Origin of the sequence: Mixta mediterraneensis, from assembly GCF_014946725.1 — a bacterium.
GTDB classification, from domain to species: Bacteria; Pseudomonadota; Gammaproteobacteria; order Enterobacterales; family Enterobacteriaceae; genus Pantoea; species Pantoea mediterraneensis.
Window position 1 is genome coordinate 165,806 of sequence record NZ_JACFXY010000006.1, and the last position, 13,258, is coordinate 179,063.

Consider the following 13,258-nt stretch of genomic DNA (forward strand, 5'->3'; position numbering starts at 1 on the left):
GCTGACAACTAATTCACTGCCACCAATTCGATCATTTGTTAATAAGGAATTTTTATGTCTCAGGTAGACAGCGGTACTTTCAAGCAGGTTAAAGATCTGGTTCTTTCTGGTTATCACCTGAATGATATTAACGGCCTGGCTTGCCCAACAGCATTACTCCCGGAAGAAACTCGCGTTGAAAGCCTCGAGCGCTTTTCTCTTGAGCGCTTCCGTTTCCGTGGGGCCATGACCACAACCAGCATTGATGATTTTGCCCGTTATTCTAAAGGCTACGCCAGCACCGAGGAACCTGCTCGCTGCTTTATTGATGCGGACAATATGACTGCGCGCTCCGTGTTCAATATCGGTACGCTGGATAATCCGGGCCATGCTGATAACGTTGCTGCAATCACCCTGAAGCAGACTGCTCCTTTCCGCGCGCTACTGGCAATTAACGGCGACCGCCTGAAGCAAAAGCAAATCGCTGAATGGCTGGAAGACTGGAGTGATTACCTGCTGGCCTTTGATGCTGACGGAAATACCATGCAAATTTCACAGGCTGCTCAGGCTGTTCGACGCATTACTATCCAGCAGGCCACCCAGCAGGATCATGAAGACGGTGATTTCAGCGGGAAAAAATCGCTGATGCAGAGTGTTGAGGCCAGCAGCAAAGATGTTATGCCGGTAGCGTTTGAGTTCAAATGCGTGCCGTATGAAGGACTCGGTGAGCGTGCATTCAGCCTGCGCAATAGTCTGCTCACTGGTGACGAACCTCGTTTTGTTCTGCGCATTGTTCAACTTGAAGCACAGGAAGAAGCAATCGCCAACGAATTCCGCGACCTGCTGATCGGCAAATTCAACGGCGAGCCAGTAGAAACCTTTATCGGTAACTTTAAAGCGTAATTGCTCAGCCTTAATTGCCCTGCCCCGCGGGGCAATTAGTGAAGCGTAATTCATTCAAATATCGCCATCTGGCGAGGGATTCGTGCAACCAAAAATCAGCCGCAGGTGCAGCTGCGATAAATGGAGAAATAAAGCTAATGAGCTACATACAGACGTTATCAGGTAAGAAGTTCGATTACGTGAACGCCACTGTTGATGATATTGAGATCGAAGATATAGCAATCGCGCTTTCCCACATTTGCCGATTTGCCGGCCATCTGCCGGAATTTTATTCCGTAGCTCAGCACTCAGTTCTGTGCAGCCAGCTGGTAGAGCCTGAATTTGCCTTCGAAGCACTGATGCACGACGCCGCCGAAGCATATTGCCAGGATATTCCGGCCCCACTCAAAGCCCTGCTGCCGGACTACCGCCGAATTGAGGCGTTTGTCGAAGAACTGATCCGCTTTAAGTTCAGTCTGCCGCTCACACAATCTGCTGTAGTGAAATATGCCGATCTGACAATGCTGGCTACCGAACGCCGGGATCTGGACATTGACGACGGCACACCATGGCCCATCCTCGAAGGCATCCCCACCAGCGACATTATCCAGATCGTTCCTCTCCGCCCGGGCCAGGCTTACGGACTGTTCATGACCCGATTCAACGAACTGATGGAGCTGCGCACATGCAACAACATATGAAAGTAAAAGAACTGGTCGCCGCGGCACGCATGGCAGCGTCTGACCTTCCACCAGCAGCGGCACAGCTAATGCGTGAAGTCGCCACCAGACTGGATGTGACCTTTGTTGCCCTGAGTGAAGCTCTGGATCAGCGCGTCACTCTTATGGCTGAGAACGAAATTTTACGCGGGGAGAAAACACCGTGATCCGCTGTTTTTTCAAACTTCATAAATGAGTTTTGTTCAAGAAAGAGCTTCACCCATATCAGTCCCTTAACGGGCTGCAGCCAACTATTATTTTCCACTATGGGTGTAATGGCTGCGGCAAGACCAGAACAGAGACCCGTGAAGAGGGGTACTGGCATTCTTTTAAACCATCAGATTTGGAGCACATGTAATGAACCACCTTATGATAGACCTCGAAACCATGGGCAATAAGCCTGCTGCGCCAATTGTCGCAATCGGCGCTGTGTTTTTCGACCCAAAAAGCGGTGAGCTGGGTGCCGAGTTCAATGTGGCCGTCAACCTTGCCAGCGCCATGGATCAGGGGGCTACTCCTGATGGTGACACCATTCTGTGGTGGCTGAAGCAATCAGCGGAGGCTCGCGCCGCTATTTGTACCGACGATACGAGAAGCATTACATTTGCTCTCTCCGAGTTGAGCTCGTTTATCAGCCGTAACTCTGACAACCCGCGTTACCTGAAAGTCTGGGGAAATGGCGCCAACTTCGACAACGTTATTTTACGTTCAGCCTATGAACGCGCCGGCCAAACCTGCCCGTGGCAATTCTGGAACGACAGCGACGTGCGCACCATGGTGCTGCTCGGCAAACAGCTTGGTTTCGATCCCAAGCGCGATATGCCATTTGATGGTGTGGCCCACAACGCACTGGCCGATGCCCGCCACCAGGTGAAATATGTATCGGCAATCTGGCAGCGACTGCTGCCCACTAACACTAAAGAATAAACCTGACAGCCCGGGTGCAGCCGGGCTATATGGAGAAATCACCATGCTTCAGATGATGACTTTAGAAGAATGGGCCGCAGAAAAATACCGGAGTAATCCACCAAGTCTTAATACATTACGACGGTATGCCAAGCAAAGCATGTTCAACCCACCAGCCCGGAAAGAGGGGAAATTCTGGAGGGTAAGAGAAGATGCAGAAATAACCGGAAATATAACTCACCCAGTGATTAAAAAATCAGATCCGCCACTGCTTCAGAGGATATTATCCGATGGCTGCCAGACCACGTAAAAATAATGTAAAGGTACCCAATCTTTACCCATTATACAGCCGTAAAGCGAATAAAATTTACTGGCGATATAAACACCCTATTACGGGAAAATTTCACAGCCTCGGAACAAATGAGGAAGAAGCTATTGCGATAGCGAGTGAAGCAAATACCCGGCTGGCTGAACAGCATACGCGGCAGATATTAGCAATCAGCGACAAGATTGCAGCCAGTAAAGGAAAAGCCATTACCACATCGACATGGCTTGATCGATACTGGAAAATTCAGGATGAAAGACTGGAAAGCGGAGATATAAGACCTAATACCCATAAACAAAAAGCTAAGCCTGTTGCTCTGCTTCGGGAGCGGGTTGGTATGAAGATTATTTCATCAGTGGATGTTCGTGATATTGCGGAGATTCTTGAAGAGTATATTTCAGATGGACAGCCACGAATGGCGCAAGTGGTACGCTCTGTGCTAATCGACGTCTTTAAAGAGGCTCAGCATTTCGGTGAGGTTCCGCCGGGTTATAACCCGGCCCTGGCAACAAAGCAGCCACGGCGCCGTATCACCCGGCAGCGTCTTAATCTGGAAGAATGGCGGAAGATTTTCGATATTGCCGATGCAAACCATCAGTACATGGGGAATGCTATGCTGCTCGCACTCGTCACCGGCCAGCGCCTGGGTGATATATCGAATATGAAATTTAGCGATGTTTGGGATGATCATTTGCACGTGGTTCAGGAAAAAACAGGGAGCAAGATAGCGATCCCCCTTTCCCTGCGCCTGAATGCGATTAACTGGAGCTTACGGGATGTGGTGTCTCGCTGCCGTGATTATGCAGTAAGCCCGTATCTGGTTCACTTCTTCAGGGCTACGTCTCAGGCAGAACGTGGGGCGCAGGTGAAGTCCAACACCATTACGATGAATTTCAGCAAAGCACGCGATAAGGCGGATATTGACTGGGGATCTGGCACGCCGGCCACCTTCCATGAACAACGTTCTCTTGCTGAACGTCTTTACGAGGTGCAGGGGATCGATACTCAAAAGCTGCTCGGGCATAAATCACCAAATCAGACGGCTCGTTACCACGACGATCGGGGTAAAGACTGGACCACTATTGCGCTCTGAATTGAGGGGGGTTTTGATAAATTATTTTGATAAATTTTTGATAACCATTCGAATGCTAATAATAACAACGGGGGCGTTAAGCCCCCGTTAAGATATTTAACAAATATAGAAATTACATATTTTCGATGATCGCGTCACCAAACTCTGAACATTTCAGCAGCTTAGCGCCTTCCATCAGGCGTTCGAAATCGTAAGTCACGGTCTTGTTAGCGATAGCGCCTTCAACACCTTTAACAATCAGGTCAGCCGCTTCGAACCACTCCATGTGACGCAGCATCATTTCTGCAGACAGAATAACCGAACCTGGATTCACTTTATCCTGGCCCGCATATTTAGGCGCGGTGCCATGAGTCGCTTCGAACAGCGCACATTCGTCACCGATGTTTGCACCCGGCGCAATACCGATTCCACCCACCTGCGCCGCCAGGGCGTCAGAAATGTAGTCACCGTTCAGGTTCATACAGGCAATCACATCGTATTCCGCTGGACGCAGCAGGATCTGTTGCAGGAACGCATCCGCAATCACGTCTTTAACGATGATCTCTTTGCCGGTGTTCGGGTTGTTAAATTTCATCCAGGGGCCGCCATCGATCAGCTCACCGCCGAACTCTTCTTTCACTAACTGGTAGCCCCAGTCTTTGAAAGAACCTTCGGTGAATTTCATGATGTTGCCTTTGTGAACCAGCGTCAGTGAATCACGATCGTTGGTGATGGTATATTCAACCGCTGCACGAACCAGGCGCTTAGTGCCCTCTTCTGAACACGGCTTCACGCCAATACCACACTGCTCTGGGAAGCGAATTTTCTTCACGCCCATTTCTTCGCGCAGGAATTTGATCACTTTATCTGCTTCAGCAGAACCGGCTTTCCACTCGATACCCGCGTAGATGTCTTCAGAGTTTTCGCGGAAAATCACCATGTCGGTCTCTTCTGGACGCTTAACCGGACTTGGCGTGCCTTTGTAGTAACGCACCGGACGCAGACACACGTACAGATCAAGTTCCTGGCGCAGAGCAACGTTCAGAGAACGAATACCGCCGCCCACTGGCGTCGTCAGCGGGCCTTTGATGGCAACACGATATTCTTTGATTAAATCGAGGGTTTCTTGCGGCAGCCAGACATCCTGACCGTAAAGTTCAACAGATTTTTCACCGGTGTAAATCTCCATCCAGGAGATTTTTCGCTCGCCGTTGTAGGCCTTTTTCACAGCGGCATCAACCACTTTCAGCATAACAGGTGATACGTCAACACCAATACCATCACCTTCAATGTAAGGAATGACCGGGTTATTCGGGACCACCAGTTTTCCCTGATCCAGAGTGATTTTTTGACCTTCCGCCGGAACAACTACTTTGCTTTCCATTAACCTCTCCTTCGAGCGATTTTTTGTTAATGATTTGTAAGATGCGCGTCAATACTACTTGAATATTTCCGCTACGCCAATCACCGCAATTTCGCGTTATAATGCGCCGATTGTTTCTGACTGCAAAGCCCATGCGAAAAACTTCTCAACGAATTCACCCGGATAAACGATTCAGCCGCCCATCACGCCTTGCGCGGCGTTCCCCTTCGCGCCCCGCTACGCCACGGCGCGTCATACTCTTTAACAAACCTTTTGATGTTCTGCCGCAGTTCACTGATGAAGCCGGACGCCGGACGCTGAAAGATTTTGTCAGCGTCAGCGGGGTTTATGCCGCAGGTCGCCTTGATCGCGACAGCGAAGGTTTACTGATCTTAACCAACGATGGCGCCTTACAAGCCGCGTTAACACAGCCGGGCAAGGGCACCGGAAAAACCTATTTCGTCCAGGTCGAAGGCGAACCGCAGGAAGAGGATCTTCAGCCGCTGCGTGATGGCGTTAATCTGAAAGATGGCCTGACGCGACCAGCAGGTATCGAAAAAGTCACCGAACCCGCCTGGTTATGGCCACGTCAGCCCCCGATTCGTGAGCGCAAAAATATTCCCACGCAATGGCTAAAAATCACTTTATACGAAGGACGAAATCGTCAGGTGCGCCGTATGACGGCGCATATTGGCTTCCCTACGCTGCGCCTGATCCGCTACGCGATGGGGCCTTATACGCTGGATACACTTGCACCCGGAGAATGGCGCGATATTACAGAATCGATCTAAATGTCCAGTGCTTTTTATAACGTCAGGTTAACAATTACGGAGATTCGATGTTTAAACCTCATGTCACTGTCGCGTGTTTAGTCCAGGCCGAAGGCGAATTGTTAGTGGTTGAAGAACGAATCAACGGTCGCGCAACCTGGAATCAGCCGGCTGGTCACCTGGAAGCCAATGAAACGCTTTTAGCCGCTGCACAGCGCGAATTGGTCGAAGAGACCGGCATCAACGCCCCGATGCAGTATTTTCTTGGTGTTCAGCAGTGGATCGCGCCGGATAATACGTCTTTTGTGCGCTTTCTGTTTGGGCTGGACCTGGCTAAGAAGTTGCCAACCGCACCGCAGGACAGCGATATTGATTGCTGCTGGTGGCTACCGCCAGCCCAGATCCTGTCTGCCCCCGTCCTGCGTTCACCCTTAGTCGCGGAAAGCGTACGCTTATGGCAGCAAGGCGCACGTTACCCGTTGCATCTGATCAGCCCGTTTAACTGGCCGTTTCACGAAGGTGCGCGCCACGCCGACGCATGATAGAATACGCCGCCTGTTTTAATGTTATGCGAGCCTGTGATGTCCGACTTTGACCAGAATGACAGCCTGAACAACCGCCAGAAAAAAGTGATCGTCGGTATGTCCGGCGGCGTCGATTCTTCCGTTTCCGCCTGGTTACTGCAACAGCAGGGGTATCAGGTAGAAGGTCTGTTCATGAAGAACTGGGAAGAAGATGACGGCGAAGAATATTGTACCGCCGCGGACGATCTGGCCGACGCTCAGGCAGTATGCGACAAGCTCGGCATCAAGCTACATAAAGTTAACTTTGCTGCGGAATACTGGGATAACGTCTTTGAACACTTTCTCGCAGAGTATAAAGCGGGCCGCACGCCGAACCCGGATATTCTCTGTAATAAAGAAATCAAGTTCAAAGCCTTTCTGGAATTCGCGGCAGAAGATCTCGGGGCAGATTTTATTGCCACGGGCCACTATGTGCGTCGTCAGGACATTGACGGTGAAAGTCATTTGCTGCGCGGCCTCGATGGCAATAAAGATCAAAGCTATTTCCTCTACACCCTTAGCCACCAGCAAATTGCCCAGAGCCTGTTCCCGGTTGGCGAACTGGAAAAGCCGGAAGTGCGACGTATCGCCGGGCAGCTGGATCTGATTACGGCTAAAAAGAAAGATTCCACAGGCATCTGTTTTATCGGCGAGCGCAAATTCCGCGACTTCCTCGCGCGCTATTTGCCTGCACAGCCCGGTGAAATCGAAACTGTAGACGGCCATATCGTTGGTGAACATCAGGGTTTGATGTATCACACGCTGGGCCAGCGCAAAGGCTTAGGCATCGGCGGCATGAAAGAGAGCAAAGACGATCCCTGGTATGTTGTTGATAAAGATGTCGCGCGCAATCGCCTGATTGTGGCCCAGGGCGGCGACCATCCGCGTCTGATGTCGGTGGGCCTGATTACTCAGCAGCTGCATTGGGTCAACCGTCAGCCGATTACCGCCCCGCTGCGCTGCACGGTGAAAACCCGTTACCGCCAGAATGATATTCCCTGTGAAATTATCCCGCACGGCGATGATCGTATTGAAGTCCGTTTCGACGATCCTGTGGCTGCGGTCACGCCGGGCCAGTCTGCGGTGTTCTATCTTGGCGAGGTTTGTCTTGGCGGCGGTATTATCGAAGAACGCCTGCCATGGGCAGTTGCTTAATGTTGGCCTTACGACGCGTACACAGGAGTAACCGTGGCTAAGAACTATCAAGAGATTACGCTGGCGCTGGCCGGTATTTGCCAGGCCGCACATCTGGTGCAGCAGCTTGCGCACCAGGGACACTGCCCCTCCGCACCGCTCAGCGTGTCGCTGCGCAGCGTGCTGGACCTGAACCCGTCCTCCACGCTGGCGGTCTTTGGCAACAACGAAGCCAATTTGCGCCTGGGTCTGGAGACGCTGATGGCGGTACTGAACAGCAGCAGTCGATAGGGAGCAGGAGCAGAATTAATGCGCTATACACTCAGCCTGATGGTGCTTGAACGTAAGCTGAGCGCCAATCGAACGGCAATGGCAACGCTGGCACAGCGCATTGGTCAGCTGGATCGTCAGTTAGCCCATTACGAACTGGAGTCAGATACCATTTTGAGCGCAATGGCAGCTATCTATGTCGATGTGATTAGCCCGCTCGGGCCGCGTATTCAGGTCACCGGTTCACCCTCAGTTTTACAAAATTCACAATTGCAGAACAAAGTGCGCGCCACGCTGCTGGCGGGTATTCGCGCCACTGTGCTTTGGCAGCAGCTCGGCGGTGGCCGTCTGCAGCTGATGTTTTCGCGCCAGCGTCTGCTGCGTGAAGCAAAAACCCTTTTATCCCGGCTGCCACTGACTGACTAAGTCAGCGCGGCATTTTTGTTTAATGATTCAGGAGTTGCACTGATGGAATTATCCTCTCTGACCGCCGTCTCACCTGTCGATGGTCGTTACGGCGATAAAGTCAGCCCGCTGCGTGCGATTTTCAGCGAATACGGTTTGCTGAAATTCCGCGTTGAGGTTGAAGTACGCTGGTTACAAAAACTGGCTGAGACCGCAGAGATCAAGGAAGTTCCTGCATTTGATGCCGACGCAAACGCTTTCCTTGACGCGCTGGTGGCTAATTTCAACGAAACTGACGCCGCACGCATCAAAACTATCGAACGTACTACCAACCACGACGTTAAAGCGGTTGAATATTTCCTGAAGGAAAAAGTGGCAAATGTGCCTGCCCTGCATGCGGTATCGGAATTTATTCACTTTGCCTGTACCTCCGAAGACATTAATAATCTGTCCCACGCTCTGATGCTGGAAACGGCGCGGCGCGAGGTGATTCTGCCTTACTGGCAGCAGCTGATTGATGCAGTGAAAGGTCTGGCGCAGGAATATCGCGACATTCCACTGCTGTCGCGTACTCACGGCCAACCGGCTACGCCTTCAACAATGGGTAAAGAGATGGCAAACGTCGCTTACCGTATGGAGCGTCAGCTGCGTCAGTTGGGCCGCAATGAAGTGCTGGGTAAAATCAACGGTGCCGTTGGCAATTACAATGCTCACCTGGCCGCTTATCCGGACGTGGACTGGCATCAGTTGAGCGAAACCTTTGTGACTTCGCTGGGCATTACCTGGAATCCCTACACCACCCAGATCGAGCCGCACGACTACATCGCAGAAATGTTTGACTGCATCGCACGTTTCAACACTATTCTGATCGATTTTGATCGCGATATTTGGGGCTACGTGGCGCTGAATCATTTCAGACAGAAAACTGTCGCTGGCGAAATTGGTTCATCTACCATGCCGCACAAAGTCAACCCAATCGACTTCGAAAATTCTGAAGGTAACCTGGGCCTGGCTAATGCGGTAATGCAGCATCTGGCAAGCAAACTGCCGGTTTCACGCTGGCAGCGCGACCTGACCGACTCCACCGTATTACGTAACCTTGGCGTGGGTATCGGTTATGCGTTAATCGCTTATCAGGCCACGCTGAAAGGCATCTCTAAACTGGAAGTGAACCGCGATCGTCTGCTTGATGAACTGGATCACAACTGGGAAGTACTGGCTGAGCCTATTCAGACTGTCATGCGCCGCTACGGCATTGAAAAACCGTACGAGAAGCTGAAAGAGCTGACGCGCGGTAAGCGCGTTGATGCTGCCGGTATGCAAGCCTTTATCGACAGCCTGGCCCTGCCAGAAGAAGAAAAAGTCCGTCTGAAGCAGATGACACCCGCCAACTATATTGGCCGTGCTATCCAGATGGTAGACGATCTGAAATAATCTCCTTACCCAGGCCGGTTCACGCCGGTCTGTGTTAACCTGCTGTTTAGTTCACTTCACGTATACTTCTTTCAATTCATTCTGTTCTGCTGGTAAGGAAATTCTATGCGTGTTTTGGTTGTGGAAGATAATGCTCTGCTACGCCATCATCTCGCGGTTCAACTGCGAGAAATGGGCCATCAGGTTGATGCCGCCGAAGACGCCAAAGAGGCCGATTACTTTCTACAGGAGCACTTGCCTGACATCGCCTTAGTCGATCTGGGTTTACCGGATGAAGATGGCATGTCGCTCATTCGCCGCTGGCGTAGTGATGCTGTACGTCAGCCCATTCTGGTGCTCACCGCCCGCGAAGGCTGGCAAGCTAAGGTAGAAGCCCTGGAAGCCGGTGCTGACGATTACGTAACTAAACCCTTTCATATCGAAGAAGTGGCGGCTCGCCTGCAGGCATTAATGCGCCGCAATAGCGGCCACGCTTCTCAGGTTATCGATATGGCCCCGTTTCAGGTTGATCTGTCGCGACGCGAAATCACAATTAACGAACAGCCGGTCAAATTAACTGCGTTTGAATACACCATCGTTGAAACGCTGATTCGCAATGCAGGCAAAGTGGTAAGCAAGGATTCGCTGATGCTGCAGCTTTATCCCGATGCCGAGCTACGCGAAAGTCATACCATTGATGTTTTAATGGGCCGCTTACGCAAAAAAATTCTGGCTTTGCATCCCACTGAAGTGATCGCCACCGTGCGTGGACAAGGCTATCGCTTTGATCTGTAAATATGTACTGGCTTAAACGCTATCGTCCCATTTCGCTGCGCGCCCGCTTTCTGCTGGCGTCCGCCGCCATTGTCCTGTTCCTGTCGCTGTCTTATGGCATGGTGGCGGTGATTGGTTACGTCGTCAGTTTCGACAAAAATACCTATCGCGTGATGCGTGGTGAAAGTAACCTGTTTTTTACCCTTGCCCAATGGAAAGATAACCGGCTGACGATAGCTCAACCTGAACGGATGACGCTTAACTTTCCAACGCTGGTTTTTATCTATGACGAACAGGGCAAACTGCTCTGGCAGCAGCGCGACGTGCCTGAGATCCGTAAAAAAATCCGGCGCGACTGGCTGCTGAAGCCTGATTTTTATGAGATTGATACCAGCAATCGCACCAGTCTGGCGGCGATGGGTAACAATATTTCCGCACAGCGACGACTGGATGCCTGGGACACCGATAGCGACGATACGTTTACCCACTCGGTCGCCGTTAATCGCTACGACGCCACGACGAACCTTCCCGCGTTAACTATCGTGGTGATTGATTCCATTCCCCAGGAGCTGCAACACTCCGATGTGGTCTGGTCCTGGTTCAGCTACGTTTTTGCGGCCAACCTGATTTTAATTATTCCGCTGCTGTGGCTGGCTGCGCACTGGAGCCTGCGTCCCATTGGTCATCTGACCCAGCAGGTACGCGAGCTGGAAACCAGCCTGCGTGAAAATCTGGATGACCATCCTCCGCAGGAATTACAAAGCCTGGTGCGTAACCTTAATCTGTTGTTAACCAACGAGCGCCAGCGCTATACGCGCTATCGCACCACCTTGTCGGATCTCACCCACAGTTTAAAAACGCCGCTGGCGGTGCTGCAAAGTACGTTGCGTTCATTACGCAGTGGTAAAGAACTGACCATTGAGCAAGCCGAACCGGTGATGCTGGAACAGATCAGCCGCATTTCTCAACAGATTGGCTACTATCTGCATCGCGCCAGCATGCAGGCCGATCACAACCCTTTGCAACGCGATTTGCATTCGGTTTCGGGCCTGCTCGACAGTTTATGTTCCGCGCTAAACAAGGTTTATCAGCATAAAGGTGTCGCGATTACCCTTGATATTTCACCCGAACTGACGTTTGTTGGCGACCAAAATGATTTTATGGAAGTGATGGGCAATGTGCTGGATAACGCCTGTAAATATTGTCTGGAATTTATTGAAGTCAGAGCCCATCAAACCGAAAAATCGTTGTATATCTATATTGATGATGACGGCCCCGGCATTCCTGAAAGCAAGCGCGATTTGATCTTCGTTCGCGGTCAACGCGCCGATACGTTACGACCGGGACAGGGGCTTGGCCTGGCGGTGGCGCGAGACATCCTTGAGCAATATGCCGGCAAGATTATTGCTACCAACAGTTCACTGGGCGGTACGCGTATGGAAGTGGTTTTTCAGCGCCAGGAACTCGTACATCGCCGCGAGTAGAAAGGCGCGCGGGCTGTTATACTTGCAGGCATTTACAGCCCTAAGCGGAACCTTATATGGACTATCAGCTCGATCTCAACTGGCCCGATTTTATCCAGCGTTACTGGCAAAAGCGTCCGGTGGTATTAAAGCGTGGCTTCAAAAACTTTATCGATCCCATTTCTCCTGATGAGCTGGCTGGCCTGGCCATGGAAAATGAAGTCGATAGCCGATTGGTAAGCCATCAGGATGGCAAATGGCAGGTTAGCCACGGCCCGTTTGAAAGTTACGATCATCTGGGCGAAAGCAACTGGTCATTGCTGGTGCAGGCGGTAAATAACTGGCACGAACCTTCAGCTGCGTTAATGCGCCCGTTCCGCTTTCTGCCTGACTGGCGCATCGACGACTTAATGGTTTCGTTTGCCGTGCCGGGCGGTGGCGTTGGCCCGCATCTCGATCAGTACGATGTTTTTATTATTCAGGGTACCGGCCGTCGTCGCTGGCGTGTTGGTGAAAAAATACCCATGAAGCAGCACTGTCCGCATCCTGATCTGCTTCAGGTCGAGCCGTTTGATGCCATTATTGATGAAGAGATGGAACCGGGCGATATTCTGTATATTCCACCTGGGTTCCCACACGAAGGCTATTCACTGGAAAATGCCATCAACTATTCCGTTGGCTTCCGGGCGCCCAGCGGCCGGGAACTGATCAGCAGTTTTGCGGATTACGCGCTGGCTAATGAATTAGGCAGTTACCGTTTTACCGACCCGGACGTGCCATCACGCGATTGCCCTGCACAGATCCTGCCACAGGAGCTTGAAGGGATACGCCAGGTGATGCTGGATGTTATTAACCAGCCGACGCATTTTGCCCATTGGTTTGGTGAATTTATCTCTCAATCGCGTCATGAACTGGATGTCGCGCCGCCGGAACCCCCTTATCAGCCGGATGAAATTTACGATGCGCTGCAACAGGGCGATGTGCTTTCTCGCCTCGGTGGTCTGCGTGTGTTAACGATTGGCGATGCGGTATACGTGAATGGCGAGCGTATCGAGTGTTCACACCCGGACGTCCTGACGGTGCTGGCGCATCATCAGGAGATTACGCTGGAGGAGCTGGGCGACGCGCTGGACGATCCGTCGGTACTGGCACAGATCGCCGCGCTGGTGAACGCCGGTTACTGGTATTTCAGCGGCGAATAATAACGTGTTTGTGCGCAC

Annotated in this window: 14 protein-coding genes and 1 pseudogene; 14 read left to right on the forward strand and 1 reads right to left on the reverse strand. The window is 51.6% G+C overall.

Annotated elements, in window-relative coordinates:
• Positions 1–54 precede the first annotated feature (54 nt).
• The 6 genes from H2P46_RS12810 to H2P46_RS12835 all read left to right on the forward strand — a co-directional run bounded on the left by H2P46_RS12810 (position 55) and on the right by H2P46_RS12835 (position 3,904).
• The gene (locus H2P46_RS12810; protein ID WP_193405417.1) at positions 55–882 is read left to right on the forward strand and encodes a YfdQ family protein; all 828 of its coding nucleotides are present in this window, start codon (positions 55–57) and stop codon (positions 880–882) included.
• Positions 883–1,019: 137 nt separating this feature from the next.
• Positions 1,020–1,562, forward strand: a complete 543-nt coding sequence (locus tag H2P46_RS12815) for an HD family hydrolase (RefSeq protein ID WP_193405530.1) — start codon at positions 1,020–1,022, stop codon at positions 1,560–1,562.
• On the forward strand, positions 1,547–1,747 hold the full coding sequence (locus H2P46_RS12820) for a hypothetical protein (RefSeq protein WP_193405418.1): 201 nt from the start codon (positions 1,547–1,549) through the stop codon (positions 1,745–1,747). Before H2P46_RS12815 ends, H2P46_RS12820 begins: the two co-directional genes overlap by 16 nt.
• Positions 1,748–1,937: 190 nt before the next feature.
• A complete protein-coding gene (locus H2P46_RS12825; RefSeq protein ID WP_193405419.1) occupies positions 1,938–2,507 on the forward strand; it encodes a 3'-5' exonuclease in 570 nt (189 codons plus the stop codon).
• 43 nt (positions 2,508–2,550) lie between these two features.
• Positions 2,551–2,796 (forward strand): excisionase, encoded by a 246-nt coding sequence (locus tag H2P46_RS12830; protein WP_193405420.1) that lies wholly within the window; start codon positions 2,551–2,553, stop codon positions 2,794–2,796.
• Positions 2,777–3,904 (forward strand): site-specific integrase, encoded by a 1,128-nt coding sequence (locus H2P46_RS12835; RefSeq protein WP_193405421.1) that lies wholly within the window; start codon positions 2,777–2,779, stop codon positions 3,902–3,904. The genes H2P46_RS12830 and H2P46_RS12835 overlap by 20 nt, the downstream gene beginning before the upstream one ends.
• Before the next feature lie 112 nt (positions 3,905–4,016).
• On the opposite strand, the gene icd is transcribed toward H2P46_RS12835, so the two are convergent.
• The gene (gene icd, locus H2P46_RS12840) at positions 4,017–5,267 is read right to left on the reverse strand and encodes an NADP-dependent isocitrate dehydrogenase (RefSeq protein WP_193405422.1); all 1,251 of its coding nucleotides are present in this window, start codon (positions 5,265–5,267) and stop codon (positions 4,017–4,019) included.
• A 101-nt stretch (positions 5,268–5,368) separates the two neighbouring features.
• Between icd and rluE the strand changes: the two genes are divergently transcribed.
• From rluE to H2P46_RS12880, 8 genes and pseudogenes are all read left to right on the forward strand, one after another.
• Positions 5,369–6,037 (forward strand): 23S rRNA pseudouridine(2457) synthase RluE, encoded by a 669-nt coding sequence (gene rluE / locus H2P46_RS12845; protein ID WP_193405423.1) that lies wholly within the window; start codon positions 5,369–5,371, stop codon positions 6,035–6,037.
• A 47-nt stretch (positions 6,038–6,084) separates the two neighbouring features.
• A complete protein-coding gene (locus tag H2P46_RS12850; RefSeq protein WP_193405424.1) occupies positions 6,085–6,558 on the forward strand; it encodes an NUDIX domain-containing protein in 474 nt (157 codons plus the stop codon).
• 39 nt (positions 6,559–6,597) lie between these two features.
• On the forward strand, positions 6,598–7,734 hold the full coding sequence (gene mnmA, locus H2P46_RS12855) for a tRNA 2-thiouridine(34) synthase MnmA (RefSeq protein ID WP_193405425.1): 1,137 nt from the start codon (positions 6,598–6,600) through the stop codon (positions 7,732–7,734).
• Positions 7,735–7,767: 33 nt separating this feature from the next.
• Positions 7,768–8,409: pseudogene (gene hflD / locus H2P46_RS12860) on the forward strand (high frequency lysogenization protein HflD).
• A 42-nt stretch (positions 8,410–8,451) separates the two neighbouring features.
• Positions 8,452–9,822 (forward strand): adenylosuccinate lyase, encoded by a 1,371-nt coding sequence (purB, locus tag H2P46_RS12865; RefSeq protein ID WP_193405426.1) that lies wholly within the window; start codon positions 8,452–8,454, stop codon positions 9,820–9,822.
• 105 nt (positions 9,823–9,927) lie between these two features.
• A complete protein-coding gene (gene phoP / locus H2P46_RS12870; RefSeq protein WP_193405427.1) occupies positions 9,928–10,596 on the forward strand; it encodes a two-component system response regulator PhoP in 669 nt (222 codons plus the stop codon).
• A 2-nt stretch (positions 10,597–10,598) separates the two neighbouring features.
• A complete protein-coding gene (gene phoQ, locus H2P46_RS12875; protein WP_193405428.1) occupies positions 10,599–12,059 on the forward strand; it encodes a two-component system sensor histidine kinase PhoQ in 1,461 nt (486 codons plus the stop codon).
• Positions 12,060–12,115: 56 nt separating this feature from the next.
• Positions 12,116–13,240, forward strand: coding sequence for a ribosomal protein uL16 3-hydroxylase (locus tag H2P46_RS12880; RefSeq protein WP_193405429.1), 1,125 nt, complete (start codon positions 12,116–12,118; stop codon positions 13,238–13,240).
• Positions 13,241–13,258 lie beyond the last annotated feature (18 nt).